Consider the following 15,481-nt stretch of genomic DNA (forward strand, 5'->3'; position numbering starts at 1 on the left):
CCCTCACAGCAGTCCTACGGCGGTGTCCACGGCGGCGGCCACATCGCCGTCCGCCGGGTACAGCAGCGAGCGGCCGACCACCAGGCCGCGCACGGTGGGCAGTCGGAGTGCGCCGCGCCACTTCTCGTAGGCGGCGACCTGGTCCTCGGGTGAGTCGCCGATGTCCCCGCCGAGCAGGACGGCGGGCAGCGTGGAGGTCTCCATGACCCGGGCCATGTCGTCGGGGTTCTCGGTGACCGGCACCTTCAGCCAGGTGTAGGCGGAGGAGCCGCCGAGGCCGGAGGCGATGGCGATGGACCGGGTGACCGCCTCGGCGGACAGGTCGTTCGCCACCTTTCCCTCCGGGGTGCGGCGGCTGATGAATGGCTCCACGAACACCGGCAGCCGACGCTCGGCCATGGCGTCGATGGCCCGGGCGGTGGACTCCAGGGTGGTCAGGGAGCCCGGGTCGGTGTAGTCGACGCGCAGCAGCAGTTTGCCCGCGTCGAAGCCGAGGCGTTCGATGTCCTCCGGGCGGTGGCCGGTGAACCGGTCGTCCAGCTCGAAGCTGGCGCCCTGCAGCCCGCCGCGGTTCATGGAGCCCATGACGACCTTGTGGTCCAGGACGCCGAGCAGGAGCAGGTCGTCCAGGATGTCGGCGGTGGCGAGGACGCCGTCGACGCCGGGCCGGGACAGCGCGAGGCAGAGCCGTTCGAGCAGGTCGGCGCGGTTGGCCATGGCGAGCTTGCGGTCACCGACACCGAGTGCGCCGCGGGCCGGGTGGTCGGCGGCGACGATCATCAGCCGGCCGGTCTCGTTCAGCAGCGGCCTGCGCGCCCGGCGGGCGGCGGCCTCGGCGATCGCCTCGGGGTGGCGGGTGCGGAGGCGGACGAGTTCGGCGACGTCCACGCGGGGGGTCCGGCCGCCCGAGCCTCCTTCGACATGCGTGCCCGTGACACGGCCGGCCCTCACAGCACCGCTCCGGCGTCGAGCGCGGCGGCCACCTCGTCGGGGGTGGGCATCGCGGAGGAGCACTCCAGGCGGGAGGCGACGATGGCACCGGCCGCGTTGGCGTGCCGCATGACCGCCTCCAGGTCCCAGCCGGCCAGCAGGCCGTGGCAGAGGGAGCCGCCGAAGGCGTCTCCGGCACCGAGTCCGTTGAGGACGGTGACGGGCAGCGGCGGCACCTCGGCGCTCTCGCCCTGCCGGTTGACGGCGAGGACTCCCTTGGGTCCCTGCTTGACCACGGCCAGCTCGACACCGGCGTCCAGCAGCGCGCGGGCGGCGGCGTGCGGTTCGCGCACGCCGGTCGCGACCTCCACCTCGTCCAGGTTGCCGACGGCGACGGTGGTGTGGCGCAGGGCCTCGGCGTAGAAGGGGCGGGCGGTGCCGGGGTCGGCCCAGAACATGGGGCGCCAGTCGAGGTCGAAGACGGTGATGCCCGCCTTGGCCCGGTGGGCGAGGGCCGCGAGGGTCGCCGTGCGGCTCGGCTCCTCGCTCAGGCCGGTGCCGGTGACCCAGAAGATCCGGGCCTCGTGGATGGCGTCCAGGTCCAGCTCGTGGGCGTCGATCTCCAGGTCGGGGGCCTTGGGCTGCCGGTAGAAGTAGAGCGGGAAGTCGTCCGGCGGGAAGACCTCGCAGAAGGTGACCGGGGTGGGCAGGCCGGGGACGGGGGTGACCCAGCGGTCGTCGACGCCGAAGCCGCGCAGCGCCTCGTGGAGGTAGACGCCGAACGGGTCGTCGCCGGTGCGGGTGATCACGGCCGTGCGCCGGCCGAGCCGGGCGGCGGCGACCGCGACGTTCGTCGCCGACCCGCCGAGGAACTTGCCGAAGGACGACACCTGGGCGAGCGGGACACCGGTCTGCAGCGGGTAGAGGTCCACTCCGATCCGCCCCATGGTGATCAGGTCGTAGGCCATCGGCTTCCCTTCGTCGTGGCTCTCCCCGGCTTTCTAGTCCCGCACGGCGAGCGCTGTCAATATTTTGTCCAGACATTCGGACCAGTACTCTTCGAGGCGGATGGGGCGCCTGCCGAGGTGCCGGATGTTGCGCTTTGTGATTCCCCTGTCACAAACACCTCCTCCTTGTCACACATGTTGCACGTACGCGGACTCTCCGTCACAGCCGATCAACAGGCGTGGCCCCTTGGTCACTCTGCGTCGTTCATCGGGCACAGGGTGGGTGATCAGCGCAGCGCCCGGTCCCCCCGGCGGCCGTTCCCGGCTCGTCGCCGTGGTGCGCGCGGGGAGGTGCAACGCATGGCCGACCGAAGGCTCTGGTCCTACAAGGAGATCGCGGCGCACATCCGGGTGCAGCCGGACACCGTACGGTCCTACCGCAAGCACGGGCTGCTGCCCCCGCCCGACCACGTCGAGGGGGGCAAGCCCTACTGGTACGCCGACACGGTCCGCGCCTGGGTCGCCTCCCGCCCCGGCAACCGCGGCCGCAGAGACGACTGACCTCCGTCCCCGGGGAGCGGCGGCCGGACGGCGGGCCCCGGGGAGCTGCCGCCGGGCGACGGGCGCCGGGGAGCTGCCGCCGGGCGACGGGCGCCGGGGAGCTGCCGCCGGGCGACGGGCGCCGGGGAACTGCGGCCAGGTGACGGCCCCCGGGGCTGCCGCCGGGCGACGGGCCCGAGGGGGACTGCGGCCAGGTGCCGGGCCCCGGGGGCTGCGGCCGGGCGGACGGCGGGGGCGGTGGTCAGCTCCGGGGCTCGATGACCGTGACGCCGGCGCCCGGCGCCGTGTCCATCGCCGCGAGCGCCGCCGGGGCCGCGTCGAGCGTGATCGTCCGGGTCACCAGGAGGTCCGGGCGCAGGACGCCGGAGCGGACCAGACGGAGCATGCCGGGGTAGGTGTGGGCGGCCATGCCGTGGCTGCCGAGCAACTCCAGCTCCAGGGCTATGGCACGGGCCAGCGGCACGGGGGTGGTGCCGTCGGCCGAGGGCAGCAGACCGACCTGGATGTGCCGGCCGCGGCGGCGCAGGCTGTTCACCGAAGCCGCGCAGGTGGCGGGCGAACCGAGGGCGTCCAGGGAGAGATGGGCCCCGCCGTCCGTCAGCTCCCGGACGGCGGCGGCCGGGTCGGACACGCCGGTCGCGTCCAGGCACACGGCGGCACCGAACGTCCGCGCCAGCTCCAGCGCTCGCGGCGACACGTCGACGGCGACCACCCGGGCCCCCGAGGCCGCCGCGATCATCACCGCAGACAGGCCGACCCCGCCGCAGCCGTGCACCGCGACCCACTCCCCGGCCGCCACCCGGCCCTGCTGCACCACGGCACGGAACGCGGTGGCGAAGCGGCAGCCGAGGGCGGCGGCGGTGGCGTACGCCATGTCGTCCGGGAGCGCGACGAGATTGACGTCGGCGTGGTCGAGCGCGACGTACTCGGCGAAGGAGCCCCAGTGGTGGAAGCCGGGCTGCGTCTGGCGTTCGCACACCTGCTGGTCGCCCGCCGCGCAGGACGGGCAGCCGCCGCAGGCGCAGACGAACGGCGCGGTGACCCGGTCACCGGGCCGCCAGCCGGTCACCCGCGCGCCCACCGCCTCCACCACACCGGCGAGTTCGTGCCCGGGCACGTGCGGCAGCGTGATGTCCGGGTCGTGGCCCATCCAGCCGTGCCAGTCGCTGCGGCAGAGGCCGGTGGCCTCGACACGGACGACCACGCCGTGCTCCGCGGGCTCCGGGTCGGGTACGTCCCGCACCTCGGCCGGCTTTCCGTACTCCTCGAACACCACGGCTCGCATGCCTGCTCCCTTCGGAAACCTGCGCGCAGGCTAGACGCTCCGGGCGCCGCCGGGGCGTGCGGCGAGTACCGGTTCGTCCTGACCGCTCGCGCCCGTCCCCGCGCCGCTCCGGGGCGACTGCTGCTCACCCTCGCTCAGGCCGAACCGTTCGTGGAAGCGCCTGAGCCACCCCGGCGCCCACCAGGTCGCCCTCCCGGTCAGCCGCATGACGGCCGGGACCAGGAGGCTGCGGACCACCATCGCGTCCATCAGCACCGCGAGGGCGATGCCGAGGCCCAGCATCTTGGTGTTGGTCACCCGGGAGGTGCCGATCGCCACCATCACCACCGCGAGGATGACCGCCGCCGCCGTGATGAGGCCGCCCGTGCGCTGGAGGCCGAGACGGACCGCTCGTTCGTGGTCGCCCGTGCGGTCGTACTCCTCCTTGATGCGGGAGAGCAGGAACACGCCGTAGTCCATGGAGAGGCCGAAGGCCACGCAGAACATCAGGACGGGCAGGGTGGTCTCGATGGACCCGGGGCTGGTGAAGCCGAGCGGGCCGGACAGGTGGCCGTCCTGGAAGACCCAGACGACCGCGCCGAACATCGCCGTCAGGCTGAGCGCGTTGAGCACCACGGCCTGGAGGGGTATCAGCACGCTGCCGGTGAGCAGGAAGACCAGCAGGAGCGTGACGACGGCTATGAACGCGGCCGCCCAGGGCAGGCGTTCGGCTATCGCGTGCTTGGTGTCCACGTGGACGGCGGCCGTGCCGGTCACCTCGGTGTCGAAGGGGGCGTGCAGCGCGCGCAGGTCGCCGACCAGGCGCTGGGCGGCGTCGTCCACCGCCTCGCCCCTGGGCTGGACCGTGAAGTAGGCGGTGTCCCCCTTCACCAGGGGGCCCTCGACCCGGACCACCTCGGGCAGGGCGGCCACCCGCTGCTTGTAGGCGGCGTACTGGGCGGTGGTGGCCCGGCCCTCGGCGAGGACTTCGAGGCCGCCGCCGGGGCTGCCGGGAAAGCCCTCACGGATGTGCTGCTGCACCACATGGGACTCGGCGGCCGAGGGCAGCTGCCGGTCGTCGGCCGTGCCGAACCTCACGCCCAGGAAGGGCAGTCCGAGCAGCATCAGCAGAGCCGTGGTGCCGAGGGCGAAGAGCGGGGCGCGGCGCATCACCAGGCCGGCCGCGCGTGCCCAGGCGGTGCCCTCGGCCGGTTTCGGCTCGCGGCCCCGGCGGAACAGGCGGCGCAGGTCGAGGGAGTTGACCCGGTGCCCGAGCAGGACCAGCGCGGCCGGGAGCAGGATCAGCGCGGCGGCCGCCGCCAGGAGGACCACGGCGATGCCGGCGTAGGCGAAGGACCGCAGGAAGTACTGCGGGAAGAGCATCATGGCGGCCAGCGAGACCGCGACCGTCAGGGCGGAGAAGAGCACGGTGCGGCCGGCCGTGCGCAGGGTCGTGCCCACCGCGGTCAGCGGGTCGGCGCCGGTGGACAGCTCCTCGCGGTAGCGGCGGACGATGAAGAGCGCGTAGTCGATGGCGAGGCCGAGGCCGAGGGCCGTGGTGAGGTTCAGCGCGAAGACGGAGACGTCGGTGAAGGCGGTCAGGCCGCGCAGCACCGCGTTCGTGCCGAGGATGGCGACGACGCCGATGCCCAGCGGGAGCAGGGCCGCGACCGCGCTGCCGAAGACCATGACCAGCAGCACCAGGGTGATCGGCAGGGCGATCAGCTCGGCGCGTGTGAGGTCCTCCTTGATGATCGTCTGCATCTCGTGCCGCACCGCGACGATGCCGCCGAGCTTCACCCGGACCGGGCCGTGCGTGCCCCGGTAGTGGGGCGCCAGGCGGTCCAGGGTCCGGCCCATCGCGCTCTCGTCGCCGGTGATGCGGGCGGCGATCAAAGCCTCATGGCCGTCTTCGGCGCGCAGGGCCGGGGCCTGGGCGGGGGCGGCCTGCCAGTAGGAGCCGACACCGGTCACGCCCGGCTCCCCCGCCAGCCGCCGGGCCAGCGCGCGGGCCTGCGCGGCCACCGCCGGGTCGTCGACCGAGGCACGGCCCGCGTCCACCAGGAGCAGCAGGTTCGGCTGCGAGCCGGGGAACTCGCGCTCCAGTGCCTTCGTCGCGTACGTCGACTCGGCGGCCGGGTCCTCCCAGCCACCGCTGCCGAGCCGGTCCGCGACCCCGCTGCCGGCCAGCACGGCGAGGGCGGTGAGCACCAGGACCACCAGCAGCGACAGGCGGGGCCGGGCGGTGACGAACCGCGTCCAGCCGCCGATCCGGGGTGGTGCGTCCGCGGGCCGCGGCGCCTTGTTGACTTCGGTCATCGTGCGGTGTCCCCTTCACCCTGACCAGCGCGGCCGCGCCCGAGCACGGCAGCATGGATCAGTCATGGCCATAGACTGAAAAACACGAGAGATCGCTCGCGTTTCACCAGAATGCGAGCGGCCGCTCGTGTTTGTCAATCGCGTTCGGAGAGCTGGGGATAACGCGTGTCCGACACCACGGAGAAGGAGCCGCAGCCGCGCCGCCGCCAGGCCCGCGGCGAGCGCCGCATCGCACAGCTGCTCCAGGCCGCCGCCCAGGTCTTCTGCACCAGCGGCTACACCGCCGCCAGCACCAACGCCATCGCCCGCGAGGCCGGCGTCTCACCCGGCACGCTCTACCAGTTCTTCCCGAACAAGGAAGCGATCGCGATCGAGCTGGGCGACCGCCTGATGCACGAGATGCGGGAGGCGTACGGCGAGGCGCTGGCACCGGTCGACCCCGCCACCCCGCTGGAGGAGGCGATCGGCTCGGCCGTCGACCGGTTCATGGCCTTCAACACCGACCACCCGGTCTTCTTCGCGCTCATGCACGGCCCCGACATCCCCGGCCGGATGGCCGAGGCGCACGACCAGCTGCACACGACCGTGATCGGCCGGATAGAGGCGCTGCTCGGCTCGCTCATGCCGGACGCCGGCCCGGCCGACGTCACCCGCACCGCCCACGTCTGCCTCGGCATCTACAAGGCCGGCCTGGAGCTGGTCCTGGCCCACGAGGGCGCCGAGCGCGCGGCCTACGTCCAGGAGACCAAGGACGTCCTGATCCGCTACCTGGAGCCGCTGGCCGGCGACCGGACCGGCACCCCTGCGGTGGATTAATACCCCCTAGGGGTATAGTGTGGAAAGCGTGGGAACCCCCGCGGGACTCCGCGGGCCCCACTGGCCCCACACGCCTCGACGAGGAGTAACGACATGACCGCTCAGACCGACACCCCGGGCCCCGTCACCACCGTCTACAAGGTGACCGGCATGAGCTGTGGCCACTGCGAGGGGTCCGTCTCCGGCGAGATCTCGCAGATCCCGGGCGTCAGCTCGGTGAAGGCCGTCGCGTCGACCGGCGAGGTGACCGTCGTCTCCGCGGCCCCGCTGGACGAGGAGGCCGTGCGCGCCGCCGTGGACGAGGCCGGCTTCGAGCTGGCCGGCAAGGCCTGAGAGGAAGACACCGGGAGAAGCCGGGAAGAAGCCGGGAAAACCCCGGGGCGGAACCCCGGAAGACCCCGGAACGAGCCCCGGAAGACCCGGGACGTACTCGGTGAAGATCCGGGACGCACTCGGCGAAGACCCGGGACGTACTCGGCGAAGACCCGGGGCGTACGCGGGCAGGGCCCGGGGGCGAACCGGGGGAAACCCCGGAATGAACCCCCAAAGGCCCGGAAACCGGCCGGAAAGCGGCCCGGAAGACCCGGGAACGAACCCGGAAGGCCCGGAAGGGCCCGAAGACCCGGGACCGGCCCGGGAACCCCCGGGAAGAGCCCGGCAACACCCTCCGATCCCCCGACCGGGCCGTACCGACCAGCTCATACTGGATCCGTACGGCCCGGTCCGATGTCTGGAGTCCGGACATGACCAGCACCACCGCAGAGACGGCCGCCGACGCGGGTACGACCGGCGAGGTCGAGTTGCTCATCGGCGGAATGACCTGCGCCTCCTGCGCCGCCCGGGTGGAGAAGAAGCTCAACCGGATGGACGGCGTCAGCGCCACCGTCAACTTCGCCACCGAGAAGGCCAAGGTCACCTACGCCGGCGGCGTCCAGGTCGCCGACCTGATCGCCACCGTGGAGAAGACCGGCTACACCGCCGAGGAACCCCCGCCGCCCGAGCCCGCGCCCGAAGCGGAACCGGAAGCCCCCGCACCGGACGCCGAACTCGGCGCCCTCCGCCACCGCCTGCTCGTCTCCGCGCTGCTCGCCGCCCCCGTGGTCCTGCTCGCGATGGTCCCGGCGCTGCAGTTCGACAACTGGCAGTGGCTCTCGCTCACCCTCGCCGCACCGGTCGTCGTCTGGGGCGGCGCCCCCTTCCACCGGGCCGCCTGGACCAACCTGCGGCACGGCGCCGCGACCATGGACACCCTCGTCTCGGTCGGCACGCTGGCCGCCTTCGGCTGGTCACTGTGGGCGCTGTTCTTCGGCGACGCGGGCATGGCCGGCATGCACGACGAGTTCCGCCTCACCGTCTCCCGCATGGACGGCGCCTCCACGATCTACCTGGAGGTCGCCTCCGGAGTCGTCGCGCTGATCCTGCTCGGCCGCTACCTGGAGGCCCGCTCCAAGCGCCGCGCGGGCGCCGCCCTGAAGGCCCTGATGGAGCTGGGCGCCAAGGACGTGGCGGTCCTGCGGGACGGCCGCGAGGTGCGGGTTCCGGTGTCGTCCCTGGCCGTCGGCGACCGGTTCGTCGTACGCCCCGGCGAGAAGATCGCCACCGACGGCACCGTGGCCGAGGGCGTCTCCGCCGTGGACGCCTCCATGCTGACCGGCGAGTCCGTGCCGGTCGACGTGGGCCCCGGCGACCGGGTCACCGGCGCCACGGTCAACGCGGGCGGCCGGCTGGTCGTGGAGGCCACCCGGGTCGGCGCCGACACCCAGCTCGCCCGGATGGCGCGGCTCGTGGAGGACGCGCAGAACGGCAAGGCCGAGGTGCAGCGGCTCGCCGACCGGATCTCCGCCGTCTTCGTCCCCGTGGTCATCCTCATCGCGCTCGGCACCTTCGGGGCCTGGCTGGGGGTCACCGGCGACACGGCCGCCGCGTTCACGGCCGCCGTCGCCGTACTGATCATCGCCTGCCCCTGCGCGCTGGGCCTCGCCACCCCGACCGCGCTGATGGTCGGCACCGGCCGCGGCGCCCAGCTCGGCATCCTGATCAAGGGCCCGGAGGTACTGGAGTCCACGCGACGCGTCGACACGGTGGTCCTCGACAAGACCGGCACGGTCACCACCGGCCGGATGAGCCTGCAGGCGGTGTACGTCGCCGAGGGCGAGGACGACAAGGAGCTGCTGCGGCTCGCGGGCGCCCTGGAGCACGCCTCCGAACACCCGGTGGCCCGCGCGATCGCCGCGGGCGCCGAGATGGGGGTCCCCCCGCTCGAGCGCAGCCGAGAGCGGGGGAGCGCCGGGGTCCTGCCGGCCGTGCAGCACTTCGAGAACGTGCCGGGTCGGGGCGTACGCGGTCGCGTGGAGGGCCGTGAGGTGGCCGTGGGGCGCCTGTACGACGTACTGCCGGAGGAGTTGGCCCGCGCGGCCCGCGAGGCCGAGCAGGAGGGCCGTACGGCCGTCGTGGCGGGCTGGGACGGGCGGGCCCGCGGGGTCCTCGCCGTCGCCGACGCGGTCAAGGAGACCAGCACCGAGGCGGTCCGCGAGCTGCGCGCGCTGGGGCTGACGCCGGTGCTCCTCACCGGCGACAACCGGACCGTCGCCGAGGCGGTCGCGCGGACCGTCGGCATCGACTCCGCGCACGTGTACGCCGAGGTGCTGCCCGAGGACAAGGTGGACGTCGTACGACGGCTGCAGCGCGAGGGGCGCTCCGTGGCCATGGTCGGCGACGGCGTGAACGACGCGGCCGCGCTCGCCACCGCCGACCTGGGCCTGGCCATGGGCACCGGCACGGACGCGGCGATAGAGGCCGGCGACCTGACGCTGGTCCGCGGTGACCTGCGGGTGGCCGCGGACGCGATCCGGCTGTCCCGCCGGACGCTCGCCACCATCAAGGGCAATCTCGTGTGGGCCTTCGGCTACAACGTCGCCGCGCTGCCGCTGGCCGCGGCCGGGCTGCTCAACCCGATGATCGCGGGGGCGGCCATGGCCTTCTCCTCGGTGTTCGTGGTGACGAACAGCCTGCGGTTGCGCGCCTTCCGGTGAGCCGGCGGTGAAGCCGCGGCGACCGGCGGCGGCCGCCGTGACCGATGCGTGAGCCCCCCTGGAGTCCGGCGCGCACCTCACATAAGCTCTTCACAAGGCTCGCGCATCATCCTTACGCTTGAGTCCCGATCGCCGTATCGGGGCTCTTGCGCACTTAAGGGACATATGCAAGAGACGCAGATCACAGTGATGCGAACGTAACCATCGAAGGGGTTCGAAGGTCTAAGTTGGCGATGTCAGACCAGCGTCTTGGGGGGCGCTGACTGGCATCTGAGGATGTCTTGGGGGACTTCCTCAGAGATGCGTTGCCGGGGCACGTACACCGGGAAGCTTTGAGCGGCCCTCCCAGCGTGCGCTGTCCCGGCAGATCGCACCGCATCACTGGAGTACGGCGAGTTGTGCTCGTTGTGCTCACCAGACAGCGATTCAGGCGCTGTCCTCTCCAAGCGCCCGGCCGGATCCCGTGGGGGGAATCCGCACCGGGACATGGGAAGGCGCCCTGGTCGTCGGCCCGTGGGGGGACCGGCGACTCAGGGCGCCTTCCGCTTTTCGCCGTGGGGATCGCGGCGCCGGGGCTGCCGGATCCCGCTGTGGGGATCGCAGCGCCAGGGGCTGCCGGATCACCGCTTCAGGGCCTGCCGGAACAGGCAGGCCCGTCCGCTCGGTATGCTCAGCGCTCCTCGACCGGAACGAAGTCGCGCTCGACGACGCCCGTGTAGATCTGGCGCGGGCGGCCGATGCGGGAGCCCGGCTCCTTGATCATCTCGGTCCACTGGGCGATCCAGCCCGGCAGGCGGCCGAGGGCGAACAGCACCGTGAACATCTCGGTCGGGAAGCCCATGGCCCGGTAGATCAGACCGGTGTAGAAGTCCACGTTCGGGTACAGCTTGCGCTCGACGAAGTAGTCGTCGGACAGCGCGTGCTCCTCCAGCTTCAGGGCGATGTCGAGGAGCTCGTCCTCCTTGCCCAGCGCGGAGAGCACGTCGTGCGCGGCGGCCTTGATGATCTTGGCGCGCGGGTCGAAGTTCTTGTAGACCCGGTGGCCGAAGCCCATCAGGCGGACGCCGTCCTCCTTGTTCTTCACCTTGCGGATGAAGGTGTCGACGTCGGAGCCCGAGTCGCGGATGCCCTCCAGCATCTCCAGCACGGACTGGTTGGCGCCGCCGTGCAGCGGGCCCCACAGCGCGCTGATGCCGGCCGAGATCGACGCGAACATGTTCGCCTGCGAGGAGCCGACCAGGCGGACCGTCGAGGTCGAACAGTTCTGCTCGTGGTCGGCGTGCAGGATCAGCAGCTTGTCCAGCGCGGCGACGACGACCGGGTCCAGCTCGAACTCCTGCGCCGGGACCGAGAAGGTCATCCGCAGGAAGTTCTCGACGTAGCCGAGGTCGTTGCGCGGGTAGACGAACGGGTGGCCGATCGACTTCTTGTACGCGTACGCGGCGATCGTCGGGAGCTTCGCGAGCAGCCGGATCGTCGAGAGGTTGCGCTGCGTCTCGTCGAACGGGTTGTGGCTGTCCTGGTAGAAGGTGGACAGCGCGGAGACGACCGAGGACAGCATCGCCATCGGGTGGGCGTCGCGCGGGAAGCCCCGGTAGAAGTTCTTGACGTCCTCGTGCAGCAGCGTGTGCCGCGTGATGTCGTTCTTGAACGCCGTCAGCTGGTCGACGGTCGGCAGCTCGCCGTTGATCAGCAGGTACGCCACCTCAAGGAAGGTGGAGCGCTCGGCCAGCTGCTCGATGGGGTAGCCGCGGTAGCGGAGGATGCCCGCCTCGCCGTCGAGGTAGGTGATCGCGGATTTATAGGCGGCCGTGTTGCCGTAGCCGCTGTCCAGGGTCACCAGACCGGTCTGGGCGCGGAGCTTCCCGATGTCGAAGCCCTTGTCACCGACGGTGCTGTCGACCACCGGGTAGGTGTACTCGCCGTCGCCGTACCGCAGTACTACAGAGTTGTCGCTCACGTCTTCCCTCACCGACGTAGTGCCTCATCTTCGAGGTGCCCTGACTGTCTCTACCATCCCCCATTTGGCTCAGCAGAGTGCACTCGGGGTCGACCATTGGGCCTATTGGCGGCACTCAGTGCCGTCAACCTGCTCATCCTGCCCCCTCTGAGGGGCATCTGGAAGTGCTCTGTGACCTTCGTGACTCATTTGATCGATCATTTTTTGTACAGACCCGCGGTTGACGGTGCCGAGCCCGGGACTCAGGCCCGCAGCCGGAAGTCCAGGGCCGTGAACCGCCGTCCGGCCGACACCGTGCGCACCGCCTGCCCGATCGCCTTGCGCGACCCGACGAGGACGACCAGCTGCCGGGCCCGGGTGACCGCCGTGTAGAGCAGGTTCCGCTGGAGCATCATCCATGCCCCGGTGGTGACGGGAATCACCACGGCGGGATATTCACTGCCCTGCGAGCGGTGAATGGTCACCGCGTACGCGTGCGCCAGTTCGTCCAGTTCGTCGAATTCGTACGGAACCTCCTCATCCTCGTCCGTCAGCACGGTCAGACGCTGGTCGACCGGATCGAGCGAGGTGACGACGCCCACGGTGCCGTTGAAGACACCGTTCTTCCCTTTCTCGTAATTGTTGCGAATCTGGGTGACCTTGTCGCCGACGCGGAAGACCCGGCCGCCGAACCGCTTCTCCGGCAGGTCGGGCCGCCCCGGCGTGATGGCCTGCTGGAGCAGCCCGTTCAGCGCGCCCGCACCGGCCGGACCCCGGTGCATCGGCGCGAGCACCTGCACATCCCGGCGCGGGTCCAGCCCGAACTTGGCCGGAATCCGCCGCGCGGCCACGTCCACGGTCAGCCGGCCGGCGGCCTCCGTGTCGTCCTCCACGAAGAGGAAGAAGTCCTTCATCCCGTCGGTGAGCGGATGCTGCCCCGCGTTGATCCGGTGCGCGTTGGTGACGACCCCGGACTGCTGGGCCTGCCGGAAGACCCGGGTGAGCCGGACGGCCGGGACCGGACTCCCGTCGGCGAGCAGATCCCGGAGCACCTCCCCCGCCCCCACGCTGGGCAACTGGTCCACGTCCCCCACGAAGAGCAGGTGCGCCCCCGGCGGTACGGCCTTCACGAGCTTGTTGGCGAGCAGCAGATCCAGCATGGAGGCCTCGTCCACGACCACCAGGTCGGCGTCGAGCGGCCGGTCCCGGTCGTAGGCCGCGTCCCCGCCCGGCTTCAGCTCCAGCAGCCGGTGCACGGTGGAGGCTTCGGCCCCGGTCAGCTCGGCCAGCCGCTTGGCGGCCCGCCCGGTCGGGGCGGCCAGCAGTACCTTGGCGCGCCGGGCCCGGGCCAGCTCCACGACGGACCGGACGGTGAACGACTTCCCGCACCCCGGCCCGCCGGTGAGGACGGCGACCTTCTCCGTCAGCGCCAGCTTGACCGCCGCCTCCTGCTCGGGTGCGAGATCCGCGCCGGTGCGGGCCTTCAGCCACCCGAGCGCCTTCCCCCAGTCCACCTCCCGGAAGCCCGGCATCCGGTCCTGGTCCGTGCGCAGCAGCCGCTGCAACTGGGCGGACAGGGACAGCTCGGCGCGGTGGAAGGGCACGAGGTACACGGCACTGACGGGCTCGTCACCCCCACCGTCGGGCCCCGGCACCTTCTCCCGTACGACCCCCGGATCGGCTCCTTCCTCCGGCTCCTTGCCCAACTCGGCGAGACACTCGATGACCAGTCCGGTGTCGACCTGGAGCAGCTTGACGGCATCGGCGATCAGCCGCTCCTCCGGCAGGAAGCAGTGCCCCTGGTCGGCGGACTGCGACAGCGCGTACTGCAGGCCGGCCTTCACCCGCTCGGGGCTGTCGTGAGGGATGCCGACGGACTGGGCGATCTTGTCGGCGGTCAGGAACCCGATGCCCCAGACATCGGCGGCGAGCCGGTAGGGGTGGTTCCTGACGACGGAGATGGACTCGTCGCCGTACTTCTTGTAGATCCGCACGGCGATGGAGGTGGACACCTCGACGGTCTGGAGGAAGAGCATCACCTCCTTGATCGCCTTCTGCTCCTCCCAGGCCTCGGCGATCTTCTTGGTGCGCTTGGGGCCGAGGCCGGGGACCTCGACGAGCCGCTTGGGCTCCTCCTCGATGATCCTGAGCGTGTCCACCCCGAAGTGCTGGGTGATCCGGTCGGCGAACACCGGCCCGATCCCCTTGACCAGCCCGGATCCCAGATAACGCCGGATGCCCTGGACGGTGGCCGGCAGCACGGTCGTGTAGTTCTCGACATGGAACTGCCTGCCGTACTGCGGATGCGACCCCCAGCGGCCCTCCATGCGCAGGGACTCCCCGACCTGCGCACCGAGCAGCGCGCCGACCACGGTGAGGAGGTCCCCGGCACCTCTGCCGGTGTCGACCCGGGCCACCGTGTACCCGTTCTCCTCATTGGCGTACGTGATCCGCTCCAGCACACCTTCGACCACGGCAAGCTGCCGCTCACCGGTCTGGGTCCCCGCCTGTCGAGCCATGATCCGACGGTACCGGTGGGGTGTGACAACGGGTTACCGGATCAGGGGCGGGGGTGCGCCTTGAGGGCCTGGAGGAAGGCGGTGAAGGCGGGGGTGGGGAAGGTGAGGGGGGCGCGGGTGGGGGTTTTGGAGTCGCGGACGGCTGTGCGGAGGGGCGAGGCCGAGACCTCCACGCAGTTGTTGCCGTCGCCGCCGCCTGAGTACGAGGACTTTCGCCAGTTGCCGGGGGTGGTCACGGTGGGTCTCACAGCTCCTTGGCCACTCTGTGGATGAAGTCACGTGAACGAGAGGGGTCGAGTGACACAGCTTCTACCCTGCGGAAGAGCGTTCGAAAGACCGCGAGCTGAGCTTCCGAATCGATGAATCCGGTGCCGTGAGGCGCGTCGCGGACCGCTGTGTCCAGCCTGGGCACTCGGCCGCCCGCCAGCATCATGGGGCTCCACGCTCCGCCGAAGCCGTCCAGGTCGAAGGGGATGACACGCACAGTGATGTGATCGGCGTCGGAGAGCTCGAGGACGCGGAAGAGCTGCGCCCGTGCGCCACCTCGGTCGCCGACCCTGATCCGCAGTGCCGCCTCGTGGACGACCGCCTCGTAGGGCGTGGGATCGGGCCCCGTGAGAATCACCTTGCGCTGCATGCGATGACGGACGCGTAGTTCGCGTTCCTCATCGGGGAGTTCAGGGATCCTGGAGGAGAACGCGGCGCGGGCGTACTCGGGTGTCTGGAGCAGGCCCGGGATGAACAGGAACTCCACATCGCACCGGTGCGTCGAGTGGTGCTCCAGCTCGGCGAGGTCGAGGAACGGTGTGGGCAGCAGCCCCCGGTACTCCTCCCACCAACCGCGCGTCCGATCGGTGGCCATCGCCGCCAGTGCGTCGATGAACTCCTCGTCCGTACAGGCGTAATGGGAGGCGAGGCGGCGCAACCGCTGCTCGCTCACGCCTGCGAGACCGGACTCGATCTGACTGATGACCGGAGCCGTCACCCCGAGCAGGGCAGCCGCCTGCCGGGCGGTGAGGCCTGCCGCGTCACGGAGCCTTCGCAGTTCCATCGCCAGGCGCAGCTGACGCGCTGTCGGCTCGCTTCTCAACGCCATCGGCGGATCTCCCAACGCGCTGGTGCACGTGACTCGTTCGGGGGTCACACTACGGGAT

General features: G+C 71.4%; 12 protein-coding genes. 4 read left to right on the forward strand and 8 right to left on the reverse strand.

Annotation, left to right across the window (positions count from 1 at the left end):
• Positions 1-3 precede the first annotated feature (3 nt).
• Both IEZ20_RS02445 and iolC read right to left on the reverse strand, forming a co-directional pair.
• Complete coding sequence (locus tag IEZ20_RS02445) at positions 4-888, reverse strand: Cgl0159 family (beta/alpha)8-fold protein (protein ID WP_189294372.1); 885 nt, start codon at positions 886-888, stop codon at positions 4-6.
• Between the two features lie 59 nt (positions 889-947).
• Positions 948-1,898 (reverse strand): 5-dehydro-2-deoxygluconokinase, encoded by a 951-nt coding sequence (gene iolC / locus IEZ20_RS02450; protein WP_189294373.1) that lies wholly within the window; start codon positions 1,896-1,898, stop codon positions 948-950.
• 339 nt (positions 1,899-2,237) lie between these two features.
• On the opposite strand from iolC, the gene IEZ20_RS02455 reads away from it, so the two are divergent.
• Entirely contained in the window at positions 2,238-2,438 is a 201-nt protein-coding gene (locus tag IEZ20_RS02455; protein WP_030993109.1) for a helix-turn-helix transcriptional regulator, read from the forward strand.
• Positions 2,439-2,679: 241 nt separating this feature from the next.
• Here the strand turns inward: IEZ20_RS02455 and IEZ20_RS02460 are convergent, their stop codons facing one another.
• Both IEZ20_RS02460 and IEZ20_RS02465 read right to left on the reverse strand, forming a co-directional pair.
• Positions 2,680-3,723, reverse strand: coding sequence for a zinc-dependent alcohol dehydrogenase family protein (locus IEZ20_RS02460; protein ID WP_189294374.1), 1,044 nt, complete (start codon positions 3,721-3,723; stop codon positions 2,680-2,682).
• A 30-nt stretch (positions 3,724-3,753) separates the two neighbouring features.
• A complete protein-coding gene (locus IEZ20_RS02465; RefSeq protein ID WP_189294375.1) occupies positions 3,754-6,021 on the reverse strand; it encodes an MMPL family transporter in 2,268 nt (755 codons plus the stop codon).
• Positions 6,022-6,186: 165 nt separating this feature from the next.
• Between IEZ20_RS02465 and IEZ20_RS02470 the strand changes: the two genes are divergently transcribed.
• From IEZ20_RS02470 to IEZ20_RS02480, 3 genes are all read left to right on the forward strand, one after another.
• Positions 6,187-6,837 carry a TetR/AcrR family transcriptional regulator gene (locus tag IEZ20_RS02470; RefSeq protein WP_189294376.1) on the forward strand — a complete coding sequence of 217 codons (651 nt, stop codon included), beginning with the start codon at positions 6,187-6,189 and terminating at the stop codon, positions 6,835-6,837.
• 93 nt (positions 6,838-6,930) lie between these two features.
• The gene (locus IEZ20_RS02475; RefSeq protein ID WP_189294377.1) at positions 6,931-7,170 is read left to right on the forward strand and encodes a heavy-metal-associated domain-containing protein; all 240 of its coding nucleotides are present in this window, start codon (positions 6,931-6,933) and stop codon (positions 7,168-7,170) included.
• A 410-nt stretch (positions 7,171-7,580) separates the two neighbouring features.
• The gene (locus tag IEZ20_RS02480; protein ID WP_189294378.1) at positions 7,581-9,869 is read left to right on the forward strand and encodes a heavy metal translocating P-type ATPase; all 2,289 of its coding nucleotides are present in this window, start codon (positions 7,581-7,583) and stop codon (positions 9,867-9,869) included.
• A gap of 670 nt (positions 9,870-10,539) precedes the next feature.
• Here the strand turns inward: IEZ20_RS02480 and IEZ20_RS02485 are convergent.
• The 4 genes from IEZ20_RS02485 to IEZ20_RS02500 form a co-directional block, all read right to left on the reverse strand.
• Positions 10,540-11,829, reverse strand: coding sequence for a citrate synthase (locus IEZ20_RS02485; RefSeq protein WP_189294379.1), 1,290 nt, complete (start codon positions 11,827-11,829; stop codon positions 10,540-10,542).
• Between the two features lie 242 nt (positions 11,830-12,071).
• Positions 12,072-14,327: an SF1B family DNA helicase RecD2 gene (gene recD2, locus IEZ20_RS02490; protein WP_189294380.1), complete on the reverse strand. Its 2,256-nt coding sequence runs from the start codon at positions 14,325-14,327 to the stop codon at positions 12,072-12,074.
• A 41-nt stretch (positions 14,328-14,368) separates the two neighbouring features.
• Positions 14,369-14,575, reverse strand: a complete 207-nt coding sequence (locus IEZ20_RS02495) for a DUF397 domain-containing protein (protein ID WP_373303877.1) — start codon at positions 14,573-14,575, stop codon at positions 14,369-14,371.
• Positions 14,572-15,423, reverse strand: coding sequence for a helix-turn-helix domain-containing protein (locus tag IEZ20_RS02500; protein ID WP_189294645.1), 852 nt, complete (start codon positions 15,421-15,423; stop codon positions 14,572-14,574). Before IEZ20_RS02500 ends, IEZ20_RS02495 begins: the two co-directional genes overlap by 4 nt.
• Positions 15,424-15,481: the final 58 nt, after the last annotated feature.

This window comes from Streptomyces cinerochromogenes, assembly GCF_014648635.1.
Classification (GTDB): Bacteria; Actinomycetota; Actinomycetes; order Streptomycetales; family Streptomycetaceae; genus Streptomyces; species Streptomyces cinerochromogenes.

What these genes read in the sequence shown, in the direction of transcription:
- IEZ20_RS02465 (WP_189294375.1), bottom strand. Translation starts at nt 6,021, where the DNA reads ATGACCGAAGTCAACAAGGCGCCGCGGCCCGCGGACGCACCACCCCGG.
- IEZ20_RS02460 (WP_189294374.1), bottom strand. Translation starts at nt 3,723, where the DNA reads ATGCGAGCCGTGGTGTTCGAGGAGTACGGAAAGCCGGCCGAGGTGCGG.
- IEZ20_RS02455 (WP_030993109.1), top strand. Translation starts at nt 2,238, where the DNA reads ATGGCCGACCGAAGGCTCTGGTCCTACAAGGAGATCGCGGCGCACATC.
- IEZ20_RS02500 (WP_189294645.1), bottom strand. Translation starts at nt 15,423, where the DNA reads ATGGCGTTGAGAAGCGAGCCGACAGCGCGTCAGCTGCGCCTGGCGATG.
- iolC (WP_189294373.1), bottom strand. Translation starts at nt 1,898, where the DNA reads ATGGCCTACGACCTGATCACCATGGGGCGGATCGGAGTGGACCTCTAC.
- recD2 (WP_189294380.1), bottom strand. Translation starts at nt 14,327, where the DNA reads ATGGCTCGACAGGCGGGGACCCAGACCGGTGAGCGGCAGCTTGCCGTG.
- IEZ20_RS02480 (WP_189294378.1), top strand. Translation starts at nt 7,581, where the DNA reads ATGACCAGCACCACCGCAGAGACGGCCGCCGACGCGGGTACGACCGGC.
- IEZ20_RS02475 (WP_189294377.1), top strand. Translation starts at nt 6,931, where the DNA reads ATGACCGCTCAGACCGACACCCCGGGCCCCGTCACCACCGTCTACAAG.